19 protein-coding genes are annotated in these 22823 nt (G+C 69.6%); 9 read left to right on the top strand and 10 right to left on the bottom strand.

Annotation, left to right across the window (positions count from 1 at the left end; genetic code table 11):
- Nucleotides 1-62: 62 nt before the first annotated feature.
- From IRT45_RS38110 to IRT45_RS30245, 4 genes are all read left to right on the top strand, one after another.
- Nucleotides 63-2636 (top strand): serine/threonine-protein kinase, encoded by a 2574-nt coding sequence (locus IRT45_RS38110; protein ID WP_375540171.1) that lies wholly within the window; start codon nt 63-65, stop codon nt 2634-2636.
- A gap of 40 nt (nt 2637-2676) precedes the next feature.
- Entirely contained in the window at nt 2677-3549 is an 873-nt protein-coding gene (locus tag IRT45_RS30255) for a hypothetical protein (RefSeq protein ID WP_228535524.1), read from the top strand.
- A gap of 160 nt (nt 3550-3709) precedes the next feature.
- A complete protein-coding gene (locus tag IRT45_RS30250; protein WP_194809223.1) occupies nt 3710-4585 on the top strand; it encodes a hypothetical protein in 876 nt (291 codons plus the stop codon).
- Nucleotides 4586-4718: 133 nt separating this feature from the next.
- Nucleotides 4719-5750: an ATP-dependent 6-phosphofructokinase gene (locus IRT45_RS30245; RefSeq protein ID WP_039779926.1), complete on the top strand. Its 1032-nt coding sequence runs from the start codon at nt 4719-4721 to the stop codon at nt 5748-5750.
- A gap of 36 nt (nt 5751-5786) precedes the next feature.
- Here the strand turns inward: IRT45_RS30245 and IRT45_RS30240 are convergent, their stop codons facing one another.
- Genes IRT45_RS30240 through IRT45_RS30225 form a run of 4 tightly spaced genes read right to left on the bottom strand, consistent with a single transcriptional unit; the run spans nt 5787 to nt 10558 of the window.
- Complete coding sequence (locus tag IRT45_RS30240; RefSeq protein ID WP_194809222.1) at nt 5787-7613, bottom strand: serine/threonine-protein kinase; 1827 nt, start codon at nt 7611-7613, stop codon at nt 5787-5789.
- Between the two features lie 51 nt (nt 7614-7664).
- Nucleotides 7665-8324 (bottom strand): response regulator transcription factor, encoded by a 660-nt coding sequence (locus IRT45_RS30235; protein WP_036503935.1) that lies wholly within the window; start codon nt 8322-8324, stop codon nt 7665-7667.
- Between the two features lie 7 nt (nt 8325-8331).
- Complete coding sequence (locus IRT45_RS30230) at nt 8332-9282, bottom strand: undecaprenyl-diphosphate phosphatase (protein WP_106957611.1); 951 nt, start codon at nt 9280-9282, stop codon at nt 8332-8334.
- Nucleotides 9283-9310: 28 nt separating this feature from the next.
- Complete coding sequence (locus IRT45_RS30225) at nt 9311-10558, bottom strand: sensor histidine kinase (RefSeq protein WP_194809221.1); 1248 nt, start codon at nt 10556-10558, stop codon at nt 9311-9313.
- A gap of 167 nt (nt 10559-10725) precedes the next feature.
- Here IRT45_RS30225 and IRT45_RS37235 point away from each other — a divergent pair, with 167 nt between their 5' ends.
- Together IRT45_RS37235 and IRT45_RS30215 are read left to right on the top strand one after the other, a co-directional pair.
- A complete protein-coding gene (locus IRT45_RS37235) occupies nt 10726-13557 on the top strand; it encodes an alpha/beta-hydrolase family protein (protein WP_228535522.1) in 2832 nt (943 codons plus the stop codon).
- Nucleotides 13558-13686: 129 nt separating this feature from the next.
- Nucleotides 13687-14136, top strand: coding sequence for a MarR family winged helix-turn-helix transcriptional regulator (locus tag IRT45_RS30215; protein ID WP_194809220.1), 450 nt, complete (start codon nt 13687-13689; stop codon nt 14134-14136).
- Between the two features lie 88 nt (nt 14137-14224).
- On the opposite strand, the gene gatA is transcribed toward IRT45_RS30215, so the two are convergent.
- Together gatA and gatC are read right to left on the bottom strand one after the other, a co-directional pair.
- On the bottom strand, nt 14225-15697 hold the full coding sequence (gene gatA / locus IRT45_RS30210; protein WP_194809219.1) for an Asp-tRNA(Asn)/Glu-tRNA(Gln) amidotransferase subunit GatA: 1473 nt from the start codon (nt 15695-15697) through the stop codon (nt 14225-14227).
- Complete coding sequence (gene gatC, locus IRT45_RS30205; protein ID WP_036503944.1) at nt 15697-15993, bottom strand: Asp-tRNA(Asn)/Glu-tRNA(Gln) amidotransferase subunit GatC; 297 nt, start codon at nt 15991-15993, stop codon at nt 15697-15699. Before gatC ends, gatA begins: the two co-directional genes overlap by 1 nt.
- Before the next feature lie 318 nt (nt 15994-16311).
- Between gatC and IRT45_RS30200 the strand changes: the two genes are divergently transcribed.
- Complete coding sequence (locus tag IRT45_RS30200) at nt 16312-16962, top strand: amino acid-binding protein (RefSeq protein ID WP_194809218.1); 651 nt, start codon at nt 16312-16314, stop codon at nt 16960-16962.
- A gap of 72 nt (nt 16963-17034) precedes the next feature.
- On the opposite strand, the gene IRT45_RS30195 is transcribed toward IRT45_RS30200, so the two are convergent.
- The 4 genes from IRT45_RS30195 to IRT45_RS30180 all read right to left on the bottom strand — a co-directional run bounded on the left by IRT45_RS30195 (nt 17035) and on the right by IRT45_RS30180 (nt 21256).
- Nucleotides 17035-17550, bottom strand: coding sequence for a GNAT family N-acetyltransferase (locus tag IRT45_RS30195; protein ID WP_194809217.1), 516 nt, complete (start codon nt 17548-17550; stop codon nt 17035-17037).
- A gap of 2 nt (nt 17551-17552) precedes the next feature.
- On the bottom strand, nt 17553-19691 hold the full coding sequence (gene ligA / locus IRT45_RS30190) for an NAD-dependent DNA ligase LigA (protein WP_309241219.1): 2139 nt from the start codon (nt 19689-19691) through the stop codon (nt 17553-17555).
- A 58-nt stretch (nt 19692-19749) separates the two neighbouring features.
- On the bottom strand, nt 19750-20427 hold the full coding sequence (locus tag IRT45_RS30185; protein ID WP_194809216.1) for a hypothetical protein: 678 nt from the start codon (nt 20425-20427) through the stop codon (nt 19750-19752).
- Nucleotides 20428-20719: 292 nt separating this feature from the next.
- Entirely contained in the window at nt 20720-21256 is a 537-nt protein-coding gene (locus tag IRT45_RS30180; protein ID WP_194809215.1) for a hypothetical protein, read from the bottom strand.
- Between the two features lie 120 nt (nt 21257-21376).
- Here IRT45_RS30180 and IRT45_RS30175 point away from each other — a divergent pair, with 120 nt between their 5' ends.
- A complete protein-coding gene (locus IRT45_RS30175; protein ID WP_228535520.1) occupies nt 21377-22015 on the top strand; it encodes an RNA polymerase sigma factor in 639 nt (212 codons plus the stop codon).
- The gene (locus IRT45_RS30170; RefSeq protein WP_194809214.1) at nt 22012-22704 is read left to right on the top strand and encodes a Rieske (2Fe-2S) protein; all 693 of its coding nucleotides are present in this window, start codon (nt 22012-22014) and stop codon (nt 22702-22704) included. The genes IRT45_RS30175 and IRT45_RS30170 overlap by 4 nt, the downstream gene beginning before the upstream one ends.
- Nucleotides 22705-22823: the final 119 nt, after the last annotated feature.

Genomic DNA, 22823 nt, shown 5'->3' with positions numbered 1-22823 from the left:
CAGGCAACCCGGTGCGGCGCCGGGCAGGTTGGCCACCTTGCCCAGGAGTTGGAGGTTCACCGGTGGATGTGCCGAGGTCACGGGTCGGCACCAGATTCGGCCCGTACGAGGTGCGCTCGCTGCTCGGTCGTGGCGGTATGGGCGAGGTGTACGAGGCGTTCGATACCGGTAGGGATCGCGTCGTCGCGCTCAAGATTCTGCCCGAACAGCTCGCGCAGGACGCGATCTATCAGGAACGCTTCCGCCGCGAATCGCAGGCAGCGGCGCGGCTGGCCGAACCGCACATCATCCCGATCCACGACTGGGGCGAGACCGGTGGGTCCCTGTTCCTGGATATGCGGCTGGTGCGCGGTGAGAACCTGCGCACCCTGCTGCGCCGGCAGGGCAAGCTCGATACCGACCGCGCGGTGGCGATCGTCGAGCAGGTGGCCGCCGCGCTGGATGCGGCCCATGCGGCCGGGCTGGTCCATCGGGATGTGAAACCGGCCAATATCCTCGTCACCCCGGCCGACTTCGCGTATCTCACCGACTTCGGCATCGCCCGCGACGAGGGCGACAACCCGCACACCACGGGCAGCCACGCCGCCGGTTCCTACACCTACATGGCGCCGGAGCGATTCGATTCCGGGCCCGTGACCGCCCGCGCCGACATCTATTCGCTGGCCTGTGTCCTGCACGAATGCCTGACCGGTGCGACGCCGTTCCCCGCCGAGAGCGTCAGTGTGCTGATCCGGTCGCATCTGTCGGAACCACCGCCGCGAGCCAGCGCCGTTCGCGCGGGCGTGCCCGAGGCGATCGACGACGTGATCGCGCGCGCGATGGCGAAGGCGCCCGCCGACCGGTACCAGACCGCCGGACAGTTCGCGGCCGCCGCCCGCGCGGCGCTGGGGCTGGGCGGCCGGATGCCCGCCGACTCGAGTACCGCCGGGACGCTATTCGATTCCGGGACACCGAAGGTGTTCGGCGCGGAACTGCTCGCGAACACCCCGCGCGGCGGGAACCCGTCCGACGGTCCGGACCCGGTGTCCGTGGCGGCGGCACGGGACAACGACTACCGCCGCACGCCGGAGCCGACGACGTTCCAGCCGTTCGGACCGGACGGACCGACGATCGCGGCAAACTTCCAGCCACGCAGCTCCGCCGCCGCGGGTGACACTGCCGCGGGCGGGGCCGACGCGTCCACGGACGCCGCGAATGCCGCTGCGGCACAGCCTGTTTCAGCCGCCTCGGGAGCCGGCCCGGTCCAGGACGGCCCGGCCGAAGCGAACCGGCCGGCCGACCCCCCCGCGGCCACGTCTCGCGCGTACGAGACCACGGGCACGCTGCGCATCATCCCGCCGCCGAGCAAGGACGAGCGCGATACGTCCGGCGATCTGCCGATCATCCGGCCCGCCGATCCGACGCTGGTCGATCCGGGCGAATTCCACTTCGAGCTGCCCGCCGAATCCGCTGCGGCGCAGTCGAAGCCGGCGACGCTGCCGAGCCTGCCGATGCGCAAGCCGCCTGCGGCCGGATCGGCACGGCAGGCGGCAGAACCGATCGTGCCTCGCACGGCCGAACCGACCCGCGCGTACGGCGTGATCGGCGGCGAGGAGACTCGCGACCGCACCGAACAGCCCGTGGCCGAGCAGGATTCGACACCGGGTTCCGAATACCGCACCCAACTGCTCGACCCGGCGCAGTTCAGCAACGATCCCGAGGTGACGGCGCGATCCGGTGCCGACACCGCCCTGGGATCGGATGCGGATCTGCGGCCCGGTGAGAAGACCGAACTGATCGACGTCTCCCAGTTCCGCACCGGCGGCACCGATCGCGTCCCCGGTGTCGAGGACAACACCCGTTTCCTCGACGTCTCGCAGTTCGGCACCGTCGCCGAGGCAGCGGGCGATACCCAGTTCCTCGACGTCGCCCGGCCGGGCGACGAGGACTACGGCGACGACACCCGCTACGACGACGATCTGCGCTTCCGCGACGACGCTCGCTACGACGAGGACGACCGATACGCCGACACCCGGTACGCCGACGACGACCGATACGCCGACGACCGTTACGCCGACGACGACTACGATGACGAATTCGCCTTCGCGGCAACGGGTTCGGAAGACGCACGCCCGGCGAAGCGCTCGCGATCGGTCGCGGTTCCGGTCGTTCTCGGCGTCCTGAGTGCGGTGGTCCTGGCCGGCCTCGGCATCGTCGGCTGGCAGGTCTTCGGCTCGTCGGGCAGCAACGATCACCCGGCCACCGCGGCGGCGCCCGCCGCCCCGGCGGTGACCGCCCAGCAACCGGCGACCAGCTCCGCACCGAGCACGACCGCGGCGCCGACCACGACCGGCACGTCGGCCAACCTTCCGGTCGGCGCGACCCCGTGCTCGCAGACATCGACGTCGCAGGGCTCGTTCGGCAAGACCGCGACCGGATCCTCGGTGACCTCTTGCGGTTTCGCGGAAGCGGTGCGCAAGGCCTACGCGCAGGCGGCCGAATCGCACGGCGCGACCAGCGCGGCCACCGCCGAGACCAGCACCTCGATCATCGCGGTGAGTCCGGTGACGGGCCGGTCCTATCCGATGACCTGCACCAGCTCGGGAAAGGTCGTCACCTGTACGGGCGGTGACAACGCGGTGGTCTATGTCTACTGACCCGACGCCCACCGGGCGCCAGGGTCGGCGGCGGTTGTTCTTGGCAGTTGTCACACTTCTCGTTTCGGCGTGCGCGGCACACGGTGCCGCGGTCAGCACCGACCCGGGCCCGGCCCGGCCGCCGGCCACCGAAATGGTGCGTCCGGCGCCCGTTCCCCGCTCGACGCTCACCCTGCCCAGCGGTCTGGTGGCCGGTTTCGCCAATCTGCGCGCGCAGCTACCGGGCCGCATGGGCCTGGCGGTGATGGCCGTGGGTGGCGACCACGTGATCACCCTCGGCGACTGGACCACGGGGGTCGCCTGGTCGACGATCAAGGTGCCCCTCGCCCTCGCGGCGCTGCGGCGGGATCCGGTGGGACTGGCCGATGTCGCCCAGGCCGCCATCACCGCCTCGGACAACGATGCGGCGCAAGCACTCTGGATCGCGCTGGGTGGCGGCGAACCCGCGGCCGAAGCGGTCGAGGCGGTGCTGCGCGAGGCCGGCGACACCACCACCGATGTCGCCGACCGGCATAATCCGGATGCGCGCCAATCCATCGACGACCCGATGGTTTTCGGCGCCACCCCATGGAGTCTGGTCGATCAGCTGCGCTTCGCCGCGCGGCTGCCGTGCCTGCACAACGCCTCGCGGGTGGTGGATCTGATGCAGCAGATCACCGACAGCCAGAGCTGGGGCCTGGGTTCGTTCGTCGGCGCCGAGTACAAGGGCGGCTGGGGACCCGACGACGACACCGGAGCCTATCTGGTCCGCCAGTTCGGCCTGGTGCCCACCTGGTCCGGGCAGCTCGCGGTAGCTCTTGCGGCACAACCGGATTCGGGATCCTATGATGATGCGGTCGAAATGATGGACCGGATGTCGGCGCTGCTGTCCGAACACGTGCACGAACTGCACGGCGGAGAATGCGAGCGGTGATTGCGCAGTCGTCTCATATGCGCCGCCGACGGTCCTCGCATTTGACCCGCGGGCCGCGACCGCACACAATTCCTCGTCTGACGGATGGTGCCGTGCGGGGCCGTCCGCACGATGTGGAGGTGAACGGGTGCACGCACTCCGGCCGAGCACGAAGCGGGCCATGGCTTTTCGAGTGTGCCGCTGCGCGGCAGCGCTGCTCGGGGCGAGCCTGTTACTGAGCCCGGCGGCCTGCTCGAACGCCACCGACACCCCCGCGGCGACCACGACGACCCGGGCGAGCACCTCGTCCGCTCCTGTCACGATGTTCGCGCTGCCGGGTTCGCTGGCAGCCGATTTCACCGCACTGCGACCGAGTCTGGACGGACGCGCCGGCATGGCGATCATGGCGGTCGGCGGCCAGCGCACCGCACAGATGGGCGATTGGACCACCGGGCCGTCCTGGTCGACGATGAAAGTCCCGCTGACCCTTGCCGTTCTGCGCACCAACGGCAACACCAGCACGTATCAGATGTCGGCGGCCATCACCGAGTCCGACAACTCCGCGGCCGACGGGCTGTGGCAGGCGCTGGGCGCACCCGACGCGGCGGCCAAAGCGGTGCAGTCGGTGCTGCGCGAAGGGGGCGACACCACCACGACCGTCCCCGCGACCCGCTCGCGTGCCGAGTACTCCGCGTTCGGGCAGGCCGACTGGTCACTGGCCGACCAGGTGCGCTGGGCGTCGCGGCTGCCCTGCCTGCCCGACGCCGACACCGTGACCACACTGATGGGCAAGGTGGTCTGGGGCCAGCAGTGGGGCCTCGGACATCTGGACAACACCCGTTTCAAAGGTGGCTGGGGGCCGGATCCGAGCGGCAACTACCTGGTCCGTCAATTCGGCCTGCTGACCACACCCAACGGCGACGTCGCCATTTCCCTTGCCGCCCAGGCGACCTCGGGCACCTTCGACGACGGCACCCAGATTCTCAACAAGATGGCGGGCCTGATCACCAAACATCTCGACGACCTTCCGGCCGGACACTGCGCGCCCGCGCAATAACAGACACTGCGCGCCCGCGCAATAACATCTGCGCGCCCGCGCAGTGACTCCTGTCTGTGGTAGCCGGTTGCTGTAACCGCCGGTTAACGGGGGCGGGGCTGCGCCGCGCGCCCGGGCGCGGCAAGATAGCGGCATGCGCATCGGAGTCTTGACCGGAGGCGGGGACTGCCCAGGCTTGAACGCGGTCATCCGAGCTGTCGTTCGCACTGCGAACGGCCGCTACGGTGACGCGATCGTCGGCTTCCAGGACGGTTGGCGCGGGTTACTGGAGGATCGCAAGATCCACATCCACAACGACGACCGCACCGACCGGCTGCTCACCAAGGGCGGCACCATGCTCGGCACCGCCCGCACCAATCCCGACGTGCTGCTCGAGGGACTGGGCCGCATCAAACGCACCCTCGACGACAACGGCATCGACGCCCTCATCCCGATCGGCGGCGAGGGCACCCTCACCGCCGCGCACTGGCTCTCCGACGAAGGTGTGCCGGTGGTCGGCGTGCCGAAGACCATCGACAACGACATCGACTGCACCGACACCACTTTCGGCCACGACACCGCCGTCAGCATCGCCACCGACGCCATCGACCGGCTGCACACCACCGCGGAATCGCATCAGCGCGTCATGCTGGTGGAGGTGATGGGCCGCCACGCCGGGTGGATCGCGATGAATTCCGGCATCGCCTCCGGCGCCCACCTCACCCTCGTCCCGGAGGTGCCCTTCGACGTCGACGAGGTGTGCACCATGATCAAACGCCGCTTCCAACGCGGTGATTCGCATTTCATCTGCGTGGTCGCCGAGGGCGCCAAACCCGCCGAGGGCTCGTTCCACCTGCGCGAGGGCGGGGTCGACGAATACGGACACGAACGGTTCACCGGTGTCGCCCACCAACTGGGCGTGGAGATCGAACGCCGCATCGGCAAGGAGGTCCGCACCACGGTACTGGGCCACGTCCAGCGCGGCGGCAAACCCACCGCCTACGACCGGGTGCTCGCGACCCGTTTCGGCCTGCACGCCGCCGAAGCGGTCCACGACGGCCGGTTCGGCCAGATGGTGGCGTTGCACGGCACCGAGATCGGCCTGGTGTCGCTGGCGGAGGCGACGAAGCAGCTCAAACTGGTGCCGAACGACCGGCACGGGGAAGCCGCCGCGTTCTTCGGATGAGCGAGGTCCGCCGGCGGACCCGGCGGCCCAGCTTGCCTAGGCCATGGGCATCTCGTTGCACCAGGTGTCGAACTCCTGGTACGTCTTGCCCTCCTGCAAGCTGGGCCAGTACTGGTTGTGCGCGACGATCAGATACCTCGACCGCGTCGAATCCCGGAAGGCGATGACCTTCCAGAATTCGTTCGGGATCGCGGAGTCGGCCGTCTTCCACATGTAGCTGTCATATTCGATGTCGCTACCCGTGACGCCCGCTCCCTTCCGGTTGGCGGGCAACCCCGCGATCACGCGTTGCGAATCCGATGACGAGTCGTAGGACAGGATGGCGTATTCGGGCTTGTCCACCGCTCCCCAGCAGTCCCAGGCCGCTGTCCACGAACCCAGACGGAGATCGGCGGCGTCGCCCGGCGTGCGCAGAGTCTTGCCGTCGGTCTCACGGAAACAGGACTGACCGTCGTATCCGTCGCCACTGCTGCCCGTCGCCGAAGGCTTCACCAACTGCGGGAAGGTCGACTTCATGGCGGCGAAATCGTTGCCCTTCGAATTCTTCTGCAACACAACCACGACGACCGCGACGACGATGGCCACCACCACCAGCACGGCGACGATGATCGCGGCCACCATCGCGCGCGAGCGCTTCGGCGGCTGCGGCCGGTAGCCCGAGCCCGGGGCGGGCGGGTAGCCGGGCGGCGGCGCGGAATACCCTGCGGGAGAGTGTGTCGCGGCCGGCATCGGCGCCCGAGCGGACGCGGCATTCGCCGGGCCGGCGTTATTCGCGGCCGGCGAATAATGCTGTCCCCCAATGGGAACCACGGTAGGCACGCGAGCACCGTTCGCCGGCGGGTATCCCTGCGTATGGGTGGCGGGATGCGGTCCGGCGGGCACGCGAGCACCGTTCGCCGGCGGGTATCCCTGCGTGTGGGTACCGGGATGCGGTCCGGCGGGCACTCGCGGCGAGTTCGGCTGCACGGGCGACGGCCCGCCCGGCCGGATGAGTGTCGGAGCCGCACCACTCGTCGTCGGCATCCCCGCGGGCGCGTTCAGCGCCGCCCGCGCCGCGGCCGCGAATTCCATACAGCTGCCGAATCTTTCGGACGCTCGCTTGGCCATGGCGCGGGCGATCACCCCGTCCATCGCCGGGGACAGTCCGGCGCGCCGCGCACTGGCGGGCGGGACCGGCAGTTGCAGGTGGCCGCGGATCACTTCGGTGGGATGTTCGGAGTCGAACGGCCCGGTTCCGGTGAGCAGCCAGTAGAGGGCGCACGCCAGCGAATACTGATCGGAGCGGTGGTCGAGTTCGACACCGGTCATCTGTTCCGGTGAGGCGTAGGCCAGGGTGGCGGTGAACATGCCGGCCTGGGTGAGGTGCGTGGAATCCTCACGCAGCCGGGCGATTCCGAAATCGGTGAGAAAGACCCGCTCACCCTTGCCGCTCACCGCCCGGGCCAGCAGGATGTTGGCGGGCTTCACATCTCGGTGCAGCACACCGTTGCCGTGGGCGTAATCCAGTGCGTCGGCGACACCTTCGACGATCTGCACCGCCCGCTCCGGCGGCAGGGTCAGCGGATTCACGGTGGCGGCGTCGACACCGTCCACGTATTGCATGCAGATCCACAGCTGATCGTCCTCGACGCCGCGGTCGTAGACGGCGACGATGCCGGGATGGTCGAGTTGTGCGCACAGATCGGCCTCGCGTTCGAAGCGGGCGCGGATCTCGGCATCGGTGTACAGCTCACGATTCAGCAGTTTCAGCGCGGTCAACCGGGGCAGACGCGGATGCCGCGCCAGATAGACCGATCCCATCCCCCCTTGACCGAGCAGTCGCTCCACGGTGAAGCCGGCGAACACGTCACCGTTGTTCAACACCTACGTTCCCCCTTCCGGCGACGTACCAGGTCGCGATCCTACCCGGATCGCTCAACCCGGCGTGACCAGGCCGGATTCGTAGGCGATCACCACGGCTTGCGCGCGATCACGCAGATCGAGTTTGGAAAACACCTTGGACACATGGGTTTTCACGGTCTGCTCGGCGACGAACAGCGCCTCGGCGATCTCGGTGTTCGACATGCCCTTGGCGATCAGCTCGAGTACTTCGCGTTCGCGCGGGGTCAGCGCGTTCAGGGCGGGGGCGGGTTTGGGGCGGGCGCGACGGCGAGTGACATCGGCGATCAACCGGCGGGTGACCGTCGGCGCGAGCAGCGCCTGCCCCTCGGCCACGACGCGCACCGCGCGCACCAATTCGTCCGCGGGTGCGTCCTTGAGAAGGAATCCGCTGGCGCCCAGGCCCAATGCCTCGTACACGTAGTCGTCGATATCGAAGGTGGTCAGCATCAGCACGCGCACCGGCGGATCGAATCCGGCGGCCAGAATGGCGCGCGCCGCCTCGAGCCCGTTCATCTCCGGCATGCGCACATCCATCAGCACCACATCGGGTCGCAGCCGTTTGGCCTCGGCCACCGCGATCGCGCCGTTGGCCGCGTCGCCGATGACGCTGATATCGGGCTGGGCGGCCAGCAGCGCGCCGAACCCCTGCCGGACCATCGCCTGATCGTCGGCGATCAATACGGTGATGGGCATATCCGCCTCAGAGGAATCTGATGATCGACAGCAGCCCCGCCACCAAGCAGTAGACCGCGAACGGCAGCAGCGTGCGGGACTTGAAGAACCGCTCCAGGAATCGCACCGCGAACCACGCCGCGAGGCCGGCGACGATCGCGCCGACCAGCGCCTGACCGTGGATTCCGGCGGCCTCCGGACCGGCCAGTTCCGGTAGCTTCAGCACACCCGCGGCCAGGATCACCGGAGTGGCGAGCAGGAAGGCGAATTTCGCGGTGTCCTCGTGATCGAGTCCGCGCAGCAGACCACCGACCATGGTCAGGCCGGAGCGGCTGAATCCGGCCAGCAGCGCACCGGATTGGGCCAGGCCGATACCGAGGGCGTCCTTGACCGACAGCGCCGCCAGCCGCTCGTCGGAGGGGACCTCGAGATCCTCTTGGAGCGCCACGCCCCGTGCCTGTGCATCGGCGCGCGCCTCGTCAGCGGCGAAGCGGCGACCGTATTCGGCCAGCGAGGGTGCGTTGCGCCGCCGCAGGCCCTCGCCGACGATCAGCACCACACCGTTGAGGGTGAGGAAGATGCTCGCGTAGATCGGCGTCGCGAACATCGTGCGCAGCGGATGTTCCAGCAGCAGGCCGAGCACCCCGACGGGAATGGTCGCCAGCACGATCAACCAGGCCAGCCGCTGCGACGAGGTCTCGATACGCCGGGTGCGCAGCGTGGTCACGAAGCCGACGATGATGTCGCGCCAATCCCGCCAGTAATAGCCCAGCAGCGCGATCGCGGTCGCCACGTGCAGGGCGACCACGAAGGCCAGGTACGGGGTGCCGTTGTCGGAGTCGCCCTCGGTGACCAGTTTCTCCCAGCTGCCGCCCAGCCAGGCCGGCACCAGCACGGAATGGCCCAGGCTGGAGATGGGGAACAATTCGGTGACGCCCTGCAGCGCGCCGATCACGATGGCTTGGAAATAGGTGAGCATCGCCGCTAAGTCTTACACGACGGCCGGCTCAGTTCCGCGCGCCCGGCAGCGCGGTCGCGGCGGCTGCCTCGACGGTTCCTTCCTCGACGTGGATCGGTAACCGCGCATACACCTGGAAGCCACCTTCGGAGCGCGGGCCGGCGGCCAGCATGCCGCCGATGGATTCCGCCCGGGCGCGCATACCGGAGATGCCGCTGCCGTCCGAACTCCCCACCGGCGCCCCGCCCGTCCCGGCGTCGTTGGCCACCAGAACCTCCACCGCCTGCGCGGTCACCGTCACGGTCACGGTGACCGCCGCCCCCGGCGCATGCCGGGACACGTTCGACAGCGACTCCTGCACGATCCGGTACAGCGCGAGGCCGACGGTATCGGGGACCGTGGCCAGCGGACCGTCGATGGTCCAGTCGATGTGCACGCCCGCGCGGCGCACGCCGTCCAACATCGACACCACGTCGGCGGCGACCGGCTGCGGGGCGTGTTCGGGCAGCTGACCGTCGCTGCGCAGGACGCCGAGCATGCTGCGAATCTCGTTGAGCGCCTCCCGGGCGGACGCGCCGATGGAATCGAATTCCGCGCGGGCCGCCTCGGACACGTCCGGCACCCGATAGGGCGCGGTCTGCGCCTGTACCACGACCATCGACATGTGGTGGGCGACCACATCGTGCAGATCGCGCGCGATGCGGGCCTTTTCCTCGAGGATCGCGCGGCGGGCTCGTTCCAGTTCGTTCTGCTCCTCCTGGCGCACCAGCGCCTGCCGCGACAGCACCAGCCAGCGCACCAGCAGACCGAATCCGACCAGCCCGGTCATCGCCAGCGGCCAGCCGAACCCCGCCTCCGCGAAGGAGCTGGTTCCCGCCATGGTGGTCGCGAACAGCAGGGACGACGCGATCCAGGCGATCAGCACGATCTGCATCGGCGCCCGCACCGCCACCGCGAACAGCAACGCGAACAACACCAGGATGTGGACGACCTGGAACGGCAGATCATTGCCGGGCTGATGCGGGATGGCCAGCGCGATCAGCAAGGCCGCGCCGGCGGAGATGGCCCAGCCCAGAGACGGATTGACGCGGATCAGCGCCAGCGGGAATACGGCCAGCGCGGCGATGAACGGCTGCGCGCCGGCCGGCACCTGATGGGTGAGGTGCAGGGTGGGCCAGCCGACCGCGAACAGCGTTCCGATGACCACCACCGTCGCCATGTCGAACCACAGCCGCGCCCGGCCCGGAGTTCGCGCCGCCGCCCGCGCCTGCCGCGCCACTCGTATCGCCCGTGTCATGGTGACGAGCCTAGGAAGTCGCCGCCGATCCGTCCTCACCCCCGGGATCGACATCCCACCCCCTACCCCGGTATGACACCGCTGCCCGCGCGCACCCCGGTAGCGGTGCCGAAATCGATCCGCAGCGGGAGGTGTGCGCCGGTTCCCGATTTCTACCTTCAACCGCCATGAGCGATATTGCGGATGCGGGTGGGTCGCCGCGCGGGGACAGCGGGATCACGGCGGTCGACGCCGGGCCGGGCCGCGACGGCCGTCGGACGTGGCGCGGGCACGACGGTGAGTCGGCGCCGGTGATGCCGTTGCCGGCCGGGACGGGTAGCGAAAGGCATTGGCGGCGTGAGTATTTACGCGCGATCGTCGCCGTTGTCGCGGCGGTGATCGCGGTCCTGGTGTCGTTGTCGCCGGCGGCGGAGGCGGCCGAGGTCGGCCCCGCGCCGGAGAACACGGCCGCGCGGGATGCGGTGCGCGCGCTGACCGGTGACCGGCCGGAGCTGGCGGTGATTCCCGCGGATTTCCCTGCGACACAGGGTTATCGGCCGGTTCAAGCGGCCGGTATGCCGGTCGACCCGTCCGGTGAGTGCTCCTCGCCGATTCCGCTGCCCGCCGAATTCGACACCGCCTGCAAGGCCCACGACCTCGGCTACGACCTGCTGCGCTACGCCAAAGTCCGCGGCCATCCGCTCGGTCCGTGGGCGCGCCGAGCCATCGACAACGCTCTCGAAAGCCGCATGTTCGCCGCCTGCGATACGCGCGGCGATCCGCTCGCCCGCACCCGTTGCACCACGATGGCGACGATCGCCACCGCGGCGGTGGATCTGAACTCCCGCCGCCAGAACTACGCCGCGCCGATGCCCGAATATTTGTTCGGCCGAGAGCTGTCCGGAACGGAACTCGGACCGCAGATGGTCCACGTCCTGGCCCGGCTCGCCTTGGTGCTGCTGATGGTGGCGGCGGTGTTCGCCATCGTCCGCCGCACCATCCGGCCGCGTCGGGAAGGACAATGCACAGCGCCACCGGCGAATCGGTGGTCGCCGTGGTCGGATTCTCGTCGCGCATCGGCCAGGCGCAGTTGGTGCCGGCGCTCGGGTGGAAGTATCGGCAATCACGATCGGCGCATTCTCCCCGCCGTACGCATCGGTGTGGCCGCGTCGCGGACCGCCCGAAGCGCGCGCGAATGGCTGTCGCGCAACGCTGTTCAGCTACGCAGCTTTACCGTGCGGGGTGTCGACGGGATCGGCCTGTGGCTTGGCGCCCCGGCGACAGCCGCGGCGGGAGGCGGCGCCGGCGGATGGGCGGCCGAGCGGGCGTGGCCGGCCGTTACGGCGCTGGAACTTTCACCGTTGCGGCGTCCGGGCGCGCGACGAGAGATTTCGCGAACCCAACCGGCCAGCGACCGACGAAGGACAGCAACGCCGGGCACAAGCCCTGGCCCTGGCCCTGGCCCTGGCCCTGGCACGAACGGTAACCACCGATCGACGCGGAAGCGTTCACTCCATCCCGCCGCTACCACTGGCGCACAGGGCACTTCGTCGTCGATCGGTGTCCCCGACGCCACCGTCCGAACATGTTTCGTACCATCGTCACCCGGCGAGACGACCGCCACGACACGGTCTTCCCACTCGTCCGAGCGCGCGCGGCATGCACTCGGCACGGCGATCCGCCGTCTCGTCACCATGGGCACGCCTCGGACCGGCACCCTGATGGCCTCGGCGGCGGGAGTTTCCGCGTCGCTGGCGCCGGGGCTGCTTCCGCGCACCTCGGTCGCGCAGGCGTTGCTCACCGCCCTGCTGGTGCTCATCGCGCTGGGTGTGGCGGGACTCGGCCGGAAGGTGTTGGGACACTGGGCGATCGACACGGACGCGCGGACGAGGCGGTTCCGGAATGCGATCGTGATCGCGTGCTGTGCCATCACCGGTGCCACTCTCATCCACGCCTGGTACTGGCAGAACCGGCTGCGGGCGGCCATGAATTTTCCGCCGGTCGGTGCGCGGTACTGGCTGCACTGGGCGATCGGCGTCGTCGCGGTGGTCGTGCCGATCCTGCTCATCCTGCGCGGCTTGCGCTGGGCGGCACGGTATGTGGGGCGACTGCGGGCGGCGGCACTGGTCACCGCCACCGTCCTCGCCTGCCAGTTCGCCCTGCTTCCGGCCATCGTGAATTGGCAGCGCTCGGCATTCGCCTCGGCCGACGCCGCCATGGACCCGACAGTGGTGCGGCCGGTCTCCTACACCCGCTCGGGCAGTCCGGAATCGGCGGTGAGCTGGGCCTCGCTCGGAGCGGAGGGGCGCAAATTCGTCGCCGAACGCGGCCGGTCGGTGCGCGTCTACATCGGTCTCGACTCGGCACCGGATCTCGATTCTCGTGTCGCGCTGGCGATTCGGGAGATCGAGCGATCCGGCGGATTCGACCGCGGGCACCTCGTGATGATGGTGCCGACCGGATCGGGCTGGATCGACGCCGGCGCCGCCCGCGGCCTGGACGAGCGGTTCGACGGCGACGCGACGCTGGTCGGCATGCAGTATTCGCAGGCTCCCAGCTGGGCGACCTTCCTGTTCGCCCGGGCCGACGCCGAACGCTCGGCACGGGCGCTGTTCACCGGAATCGAACGACACCTGGCCGGCCTGGCCCATCCGCCGAAGCTCTACGTCTACGGCCAGAGCCTGGGCGCGACCGCGGGCAGCGCGATCTTCGCCGACGATCGCGACGAACGCGCCCGGGTCTGCGGCGCACTGTGGGCGGGCCCACCGGCATCGGCGGTGCACCGCGGCGGCGCCACCGTCCTCGCCAACTCCTCCGATCCGGTGGTGCAGTGGTCGCCGCGATTGCTCTGGCGCGCACCCGATCTCATCGGGACCCGCCACGACGCACCACACCCGATGTGGCTGCCGGGGCTGAGCTGGGTGCAGACCACCGCCGATATGCTCTCCGCCCTCGCCCCGGGCCCCGGCCACGGCCACCGCTACGGATCGGACCAGGGCACCGCCCTCGGGAGCTGCTGACGTCGATGACGGCGGCCGGGGCGGCCACGGCACCGGCTCCCACCCAGCCGACCACCGTGCCCGCCCGGACCCGGACGTGTGCTATACCGGTTCTCGCAGGTCAGAACTGTAAATCGGCGGAAGGACGGCATGGACAAGCCCACGAATCTGGTGGAATTCGAGACCATGCTGCTCGGCCGCTACACCCTTCACCCGCGCTATCGCCGCGACGGCACCCGCCTCGATCGCAGCGCCTACGTGCTGCTCAGCCGCCTCGCCATCGAGGGCCCGATGTCGATCGGTCAGCTCAGCGAGGCGTTCGGCCTCGACGCCTCCACGCTGAACCGGCAGACGGCGGCGCTGCTGCGCGCCGGACATGTCGAGCGGATCCCCGATCCCGAGGGCGGGATGGCCCGCAAGTTCCGCATCACACCGGCCGGCGAGGAGAACCTCGACGCCGAACGCAACGCCAATATCGAAGGCCTGGGCCGCGTTCTGGAGGGCTGGTCCCCCGACGACGTCGCGCGCTTCGCCGACTATCTGCAGCGCTTCAACACCGATATCGAGCGGCTCGACGGCCGCCCGTGGCCGCGGCCGTAACCCGGCGATCGGCGCGGCGGCGTGACCTCTTCGGTACGCCGCCGCATCGACGCATCCTGGCAGGAACGAGCCCGCCGATCGGCTGCGCTCAGGCGATCGGACCGCGCGCGGCCTCGTAGGCGGCGCCCACGCGGTAGAGCCGGTCGTCGGCCAGTGCCGGCGCCATGATCTGCAGGCCCACCGGCAGGCCGTCGTCGGCGGACAGTCCCGACGGCACCGACATGGCGCAGTGCCCGGCCAGGTTGGTCGGGAGCGTGCACAGGTCCGACAGGTACATCGCCAGCGGATCGTTCACCTTCTCCCCCAGCTTCCACGGCGTGAACGGGCTGGTCGGCGAGACCAGCACATCGACGCTCTCGTAGGCCTTGTCGAAGTCCTGCGCGATCAGGGTGCGCACCTTCAGCGCCTGACCGTAGTAGGCGTCGTAATATCCGGCCGAGAGCGCGTAGGTGCCGATCATGATGCGGCGCTTGACTTCCGGACCGAATCCCGCCTCACGGGTCAGCGACATGACCTGCTCCGCGGAGTGGCTGCCGTCGTCGCCGACGCGCAGGCCGTACCGCATGGCGTCGAACCGAGCCAGATTGGACGACACCTCACTCGGCAGGATCAGGTAGTAGGACGCCAGCGCGTATTCGAAGTGCGGGCACGACACCTCGACCACTTCGGCGCCCAGATCCTTCAGCTGCGCCACCGCGGCATCGAAGGAGGCGAGCACGCCCGGCTGGTAGCTGTCGGAATGCAGTTCCTTGACCACGCCGACCTTCACCCCGGCCAGATCGCCGCGCGCACCCGCGCGAGCGGCCTCCACGAGCGCCGGAACCGGCACATCGCGCGAGGTCGAGTCCTTCGGGTCGTAACCGGCGATCACCTCGTGCAGCAAGGCGGTGTCGAGCACGGTGCGGCCGCACGGGCCGCCCTGGTCCAGCGACGACGCGCAGGCGACCAGGCCGTAGCGGGACACGGTGCCGTAGGTCGGCTTGGTGCCGACGGTCGCGGTGACCGCGGCGGGCTGACGGATGGAACCGCCGGTGTCGGTGCCGATCGCCAGCGGCGCCTGATAGGAGGCCAGGGCCGCCGCCGAACCGCCGCCGGAACCGCCGGGGATGCGGCTGGTGTCCCACGGGTTGCGGGTGGGGCCGTAGGCGGAGTTCTCGGTGGACGAACCCATCGCGAACTCGTCCATGTTCGTCTTGCCCAGGATCGGGATGCCGGCGGCGCGCAACTTGGCCGTCACGGTCGCGTCGTAGGGCGACACCCAGCCCTCGAGAATTTTCGACGCGCAGGTGGTCGGCATATCCGTGGTGGTGAAAACGTCCTTGAGCGCCAACGGAACTCCCGCCAGCGGCGAGGCCACGGTGCCTGCGGCGATCGCGGCGTCGACCTCGGCGGCCGTCGCCAGCGCCTGCTCGCCGGCCACATGCAGGAAGGCGTTCAGTTCACCGTCGACCTCGGCGATGCGCTGCAGATGCGCCTCGGTGACCTGCACCGAGGACAGCTCGCGCCCGTGGATCTTCTCCGCCAGCTCGGCCGCGGACAGTTTCGTCAGATCGCCGCTCATTACTCGCCTTCTCCCAGGATCTGCGGAACCATGAACCGCTGCTCGTCGACCGCGGGAGCACCGGACAGCGCCTCGTCCGGGCTGAGCCCGGGGACGACCACGTCCGGGCGGGTGACGTTGGCGGTCGGGTTCGGCGACGCGGTGGCCGGTACGTCGGCGGCGACCTCGGTGATGACCTGCACGTGACTCAGGATCGAATCCAGCTGACCGGCATACAGATCGAGCTCTTCGTCGGTGAGGGCGAGCCGGGACAACCGGGCGAGGTGTGCGACCTCGTCGCGGGAGATGGCGGACACCGCGAATCCCCTTTCGGCAGGTTGGTGCGTGTCGATGGCGCAGGGCGCTGCGCATGGGACAGCCTAATGGGTGCGCGTTGTAGCCATCCGGTCACGGTCGGGCTGCGCTGTTCGTACCGGTGCTCGCCGGAAACAAGGTTGACATCACAACGTCATCGGAACGGCACTGGCACGGCACCCGGGGTTCGGCCGACAATGGATGTGGCGTACCTCACTGCCCCCGCTTCGAATCGTTTGCTGGAAGCAGTGGGTGTAAGTATTGCGAGACTCGGGTATACGTCCGAAAGTCTCGGTCGCACAGGAAAGGAAGGCAAGCACGTGTCATATCTGCTTCGCGTGCAGCTTCCGGATCGCCCAGGAAGTCTCGGTTCACTCGCAGTAGCGCTGGGCTCCGTCGGCGCCGACATCCTCTCGCTGGATGTCGTCGAACGCGGCGCAGGATATGCGATCGACGATCTGGTGGTGGAAGTTCCGTCGGGTGCACTGCCCGACACGTTGATCACCGCGGCCGAATCGCTCGCCGATGTGCGGGTCGATTCGCTGCGTCCCTATTCCGGCATTCTCGACACCCATCGTGAACTGGAGCTGATCGACCAGGTCGCCACCGCGCGCGACGACCGGTTGCAGGTGCTGGTCGACGGCGTCCCGCGCGTCCTGCAGGTCGGATGGAGCACCGTGATGGATCTGGGGCCGCACGGCGGCCAGCGTCTGGTCGGCAGCGCCAGCGCACCCGAGACGCAGGCCGGCAGTGTGCCGTGGATGCCACTCGAGAAGCCGACGGCCCTCGATCCCGAGGCCGACTGGGTCCCGCAGATCTGGCGGGACATGGACACCAAACTGGCGGCCGCCCCGCTCGGCAACACCGGTAAGGCGCTACTGCTCGGCCGCCCCGGCGGGCCGGATTTCCGTCCGTCCGAGGTCGCGCGGCTGGGTTATCTGGCGGGCATCGTCGCCACCGTACTGAGCTGAACCGTTTGCGGCGCAGCGTCTTCGGCGAGCAGGAGCCGGTAGCGGCCCCTGCTCGCCGCGCGCCGGAATTGCCTACGCGCCGGTCGTGAGTTCCAGCCGCATCACGGTGAGCGGCAGCCCGGCGTCGGTGTGCCAATCCCGTTGCGGCACATGGCCGAAACCCATCCGCTCGTAGATGCGCCGGGCGTCGGCCATCCCGGGCATCGTGGTCAATACGACGGCGGCGAAGCTCTCCGCCCGGGCCGTTTCGACGACGGTGCGGACCAGGGCGGTGCCGACACCGGCGCCGCGGGCGCGCTTGGCGACCGCGAGCATGCGGAACTCCAGCTCACCCACCCGTGCGATATCCGCGTACGGGGTGCCGGGCCGCGCGATGGTCAGCGAACCGAGCAGGTCCCCCTCGCGCTCGGCGACGAGTACCTCGGCTTCGCGCGCTCTGGTCTCGGTATCGGAAAGTTCGGCCACGTAGGGGCTTTCGGGGTGCACGTGCCCCTCGCCGACGTAGGTGTCGACCGTCAGCTGTGCGATCGCGGCGAAATCGTCCGGGCGGGCGCGGCGAATCCGCACCCGCATATCCCACTGATCCATGCTCAGTCCGATTCGTCCTCGGTATCCGGCTCCGGCCGCACCGCATCGGGCCCCTCCGCCAGCAACATGCGGAACCCGTCCTCGTCAAGAATGGGCACGCCGAGTTCCTCCGCCTTGGCCGCCTTGGACCCCGGGGAATCACCGATCACCACGAAAGCGGTTTTCTTCGAGACGGATCCGGCCGCCTTGCCGCCGCGCACCAGGATCGCTTCCTTGGCCTCGTCGCGGGAGAACCCTTGCAGGGAGCCGGTGACCACGATCGACAACCCCTCGAGATTGCGTTCGATCGATTCGTCGCGCTCGTCCTCCATCCGCACCCCGGCCGCACGCCACTTCTCGACGATGGTGCGGTGCCAGTCGACGGTGAACCATTCCTTCACCGCGGCCGCGATGGTCGGGCCGACGCCGTCGACCGCCGCCAGCGCCTCGGCCGACGCCTCCTCGATCGCCGCCATACTGCCCAGCTCGGCAGCCAAAGCGCGCGCCGCGGTCGGCCCGACATGGCGGATGGACAAGGCCACCAGCACCCGCCACAGCGGACGGTCCTTCGCGGCGTCCAGATTCTGCAGCAGGCGTTTGCCGTTGGCCGAGAGCGTGCCGCTCTTGTTGACGAAAAGCGTTGTGCCGAGCAGTTTCTCCTCGCTCAGGTCGAACAGATCGCCCTCGTCCGAGATCGCGCCCGACTTCAGCAGGTCGATCGCCGCCTCGTAGCCCAGTGCCTCGATATCGAAGGCGCCGCGCCCGGCCATGTGGAACACCCGCTCCCGCAGCTGCGCGGGGCAGTGCCGCTGGTTCGGGCAGCGGATATCGGCATCGCCCTCCTTCTCGGGAGCGAGCTCGGTGCCACATTCCGGGCAGTGGGTGGGCATGACGAAACGCCGTTCGCTGCCGTCGCGCACGTCGACCACCGGGCCGAGCACCTCGGGAATGACATCGCCGGCCTTGCGGATGGTGACGGTATCGCCGATCAGCACACCCTTGCGCTCGACCTCCGAGGCGTTGTGCAGCGTCGCCATCGCGACCGTGGAACCGGCGACGGTCACCGGTTCCATCACCGCGAACGGCGTGACCCGGCCGGTGCGGCCGACGTTGACCTGGATGTCGAGCAGGCGGGTGGTGGCCTCCTCGGGCGGGTACTTGTAGGCGATGGCCCAGCGCGGGGCGCGCGAGGTGCTGCCGAGGCGGCGTTGCAGCGTGAACTCGTCGACCTTGATCACCTGGCCGTCGATTTCGTGCTCGATGTCGTGGCGGTGCTCTCCCCAGTAGCGAATGCGTTCGACCACCGCGTCGGCACCCTGCACGCGCACGGTGTGCGCCGAGACGGGCAGCCCCCAGGCCGCCAGCGCCTGATAGGCCTCGTACTGCGAGGACGGGCGGAATCCGACCATCCGGCCGAAGCCGTGGCAGATCATGCGCAGCCGGCGCCGGGAGGTGACCGCCGGATCCTTCTGCCGCAGCGATCCGGCGGCGGTGTTGCGCGGATTCGCGTACGGCGGCTTGCCCTCGGCGACAATCGCCGCGTTCAGGTTCTCGAAGTCCTCGAGCCGGAAGTAGACCTCGCCACGAACCTCGAGCAGTTCGGGAATCGGGAATTCCGTTGTGGGCGTGAGCTGTTCGGGAATGTCCTCGATCGTGCGCGCGTTGAGGGTGACGTCCTCACCGGTGCGGCCGTCGCCACGGGTGGCGCCGCGCACCAGACGGCCGTTCTCGTAGACGAGGTTCAGCGCCACACCGTCGATCTTCACCTCGCACACGAAGTGCGTATCGGCGCCGGTTTCGGCGACCACCCGGCTGATCCAGGTGCGCATCTCGTCCTCGTCGAAGACATTGTCCAGCGAGAGCATGCGCTCGAGGTGGTCGACCGCGGTGAATTCGGTGGCGAAGCCGCCGCCGACCAGCTGCGTCGGCGAGTCCGGCGTGCGCAGGTCCGGATGCGCCTCCTCCAGCGCCAGCAGCCGCTGGAACAGCTTGTCGAACTCGCCGTCGGAGATGATCGGCGCATCGCGTACGTAGTACCGGAACTGGTGTTCGCGGACCTCTTCGGCCAGCTGCTGCCATTCGGTGCGCTCGTCGGCCGTGGCCGCCTCGGCGGCGTCTGCCGCCTCGGCGGCACGTGCGTCCTCGATCCCGGTTTCGCTCACCTCTGGCACATTAGCCCAGCCCACCGACATGCTCGCGGACCGTTCGGGCACGTCGGAATCAGGCGTACACGGCGGCCCGGACGTCGTCGGGCCAGGACGGGGGCGCCGATTCGAAGGTGCGATCCGCGTTCGCGAGCACCGCCCGCCCGAGCGCGTAGTTACCGGTGCCGCCGATGATCGCGCCGAGGCCGGCGGGCAGCGCCCGGCCGAACAGCAACGCCCCGCGCTTGGCGATGAAGCCGATGATGAACTTGCGCGCCATCGGGTTGTCGATCGAGCGGACCACCGGAAGTCTGTCCGCCACCGCCGAGGCCCAATCCTTGGCCGACTGTCCAGCGCCCTTCCCGAGCAGCTGCGCACCGCCCTCGCCCAGGACCACCGCCGCCACGAGCGCCCGGCGCTGCTGCTGCGACATCGCGCGCATCCCGTGCAACTCCCCCACCGAGACCGCGTAGAACGCCGAGGCCTCCATGAAGAAGACCGATTCCACGCCGCTGGCCGCCAGCCCGATGATCGTGCCCACACCGGGCACCGCGGCCGACAGACCCGCGAGTGTGCCGCTGACGGTCACCGCGCCCAGATAGCGCCACCGCAGACCGGCCTCGATATCCTCCGGCGTGCGTTCCGGATGCTTGCGCCGCAACCGGTCGACGTACTTGGCCGCCAGCGGCTCCTGCACCCCCGTCCCCGCCCGCACGAAGGTCTCCACCGACTTCTGCACTACCCGCTCGAACATCCCGGAGGGCCCCTTTCGTCGACACCGGCGACCTTACGGAGATCGCACCGATTCGCGTCCTATCGACACGAACCGGGCGAACGTCGCCGGCCGCCGCACTTTTCGCACCGAAGCCGTCGCGACCGCCGGACCCGAGGGCACGGCCTCGCGACAACTCCGCTCGGCCATGCGATTACCCGCACGCCGGTCGTTCACTCGCCGATGTGCCGATGCCCATGCTCGGGCGGCACCCGGGCACCCCATGACCGGGCTCACCCGGCGGCCACAGCCGGGCCCCGAGGCATCGGTGAACTCAGAGGAGTTGACTGTCCCGGCAGAGGCTCGAACCGCGCGCGGACGGCGGCGCCGGGTGGGTGCCGGGGTCGAAGGCCCACGAATCCACGGCCGCGACCGGCCGCCAGAACAGCAGACCGTCCCCGCTCGCGGCGACTTCGTCGACGTTGTCGCGTCCTTCGATCAGCTGGTCGCCCACGCAGTAGTCGGTGTATTCGGTTCCGGGTTGGCGGGCTCCCGCGCTGAAATGCCCGGCGGGCGCACTCGCCGCACCCGGATCGGGCACCGTGCTCGGACCGGCCGACGCCGCCTCGCGGATCCACCGGGCCGCGCCGGCGGGGTCGGCGCCGCAGCTGTAACTCCACCCGCCCGCGGTGACGATATCTCCGCGCGGATGGGCGGTGTCGGCCCAGAGGCATTGCGCGGCAACCGGTTCGACGGCCTCGCGGGCGAGCGACCCGGCAGCGCCACCAGGAGCGGCCGTTGCGATCGCACCGGCGAGGGCGACGCCCGCCGCCGCTACTCGTGTGCACTGCATACCGAATGCCACGTTCATGTTCTTCACTCCTCGCAGTCGTGGTGCCTGCAGATAGGAGTGGTGGTTACGCGGTGTCGCACTCGATCCGCCTCGTGGCGCGTAACCGGTGGTGGGTGTAACCGCCCTGCTATCTAATTGATGGCGGCACAGTTCTCGGCAGGCACGGTCTCCGCAGACCCGGCCGGTCCCGGACCGGGCCGCACCGAGCGCGGCGACATCGGAGAGGAAGGGCGGCGGCAGATGAGCGGGCAGCCCGAGCCGGCGCCCACACCGGCGCCGCGGTCTCGTGACGACCACGCCGACTGGGAGGAGATCTTCCACGGCCATGTCGACTGGGTGTACGCGCTGATGCTCGCGAAGGTGGGCGCCGCGCCCGACGCCGAGGAGCTGACGACGGAGGTGTTCATGACAGCGCTGGAACCATCGCCCATCGGCGCACCCCCCATCGATACGCAACCGTCGCAGATTCCGGTGCTGCTGCGGAATACCGCGCGCTCGGTGCTGGCCCGCTACTGGCTTTCGCGGGTGGGCCGTGAGATCACCGTGATCGACGCCGAGCCGCCCGGCACCTCCTCGGCCACGCCGGCCGCGGCGGTCGGTGATCTGCTCGCCGGACTGCCGGAACCCTATCGGCGCATCCTCGAATTGCGCTTCCTGCAAGGACTTTCGATGGCCGATACCGCGGCGCGGCTCGGTGTCAGCGTTGCCGAGGCCGAGGCACGCCAGCGTCTGGCGTTGCGATCGGCCGCCCGTCCCGGATCAGGAGGCTCGCGGTGAGCAGCAAAGACGTGGAGCGCTACGTCGACGACATCCTGGCCGGCCGCAGCCCGCGCGGTTTCCGGCCCGACGATGACGACGCCGCCCAGATCCGCGCCGCGATCGCGCTGCGGTCGGCCCGGACCGGTGCGGGCAGCCCCGACGAGGAGTTCATCGCCCGGCTGCACCATCGCCTGGCCGAGGACCTCGACGAGCCGGCCCCCGATCCGGGCGCGCGCACGCGGCGTCCCACCCGGCGCACCGTGCTGATCGGCACCTCGGTCGCCGCCGCGGCCGCGGCGGGCGGGGTGATCGACCACACGCTGCTGAGCGGATCCGGCGAGCCGAAAGTTCCCGCCGCACAGCAGACGCTCGTACCGTCGCACGGAACCTGGCAGCCGGTCCTCGCCAGTGCCGAGCTCGCGGACGGAGCGACCGCACCGTTCGAACTCGGCGCGGTCAACGGCTTCCTCCGCCGCCGCGACGGGGTCGTCTACGCGTTGTCGGGAATCTGCACCCACCAGGGGTGCAGGTTGTGGCTGGACGCGGCCGCGGCGCGCCTGCGCTGCCCGTGCCATTCGACCTCCTTCGGTGTCGAGGGTGAGGTCGTGACCCACGAGCTGCCCCGCACGCCGGCTCCCCTGCCGCGGCTGCAGGTCCGTGAATCGAACGGCTCGATCGAGGTGTTCGCTCCGGAGAAGCCGGAGTGACGGCGTGCGCACCGAACCGCGTGTAACCACACCCCGTATCTATCCCTGACAGGCGCGTGCGTCACCGGGCTGCAGGAGGGTGGTTGGGATGGCAGGGCGATCCACGGCCGGGTCGCGGT

This window comes from Nocardia sp. BSTN01, assembly GCF_015354405.1.
Lineage (GTDB): Bacteria > Actinomycetota > Actinomycetes > Mycobacteriales > Mycobacteriaceae > Nocardia.
Note: the sequence above shows the minus strand (reverse complement) of the source record. Positions and strands in the feature narration are given on the sequence as shown.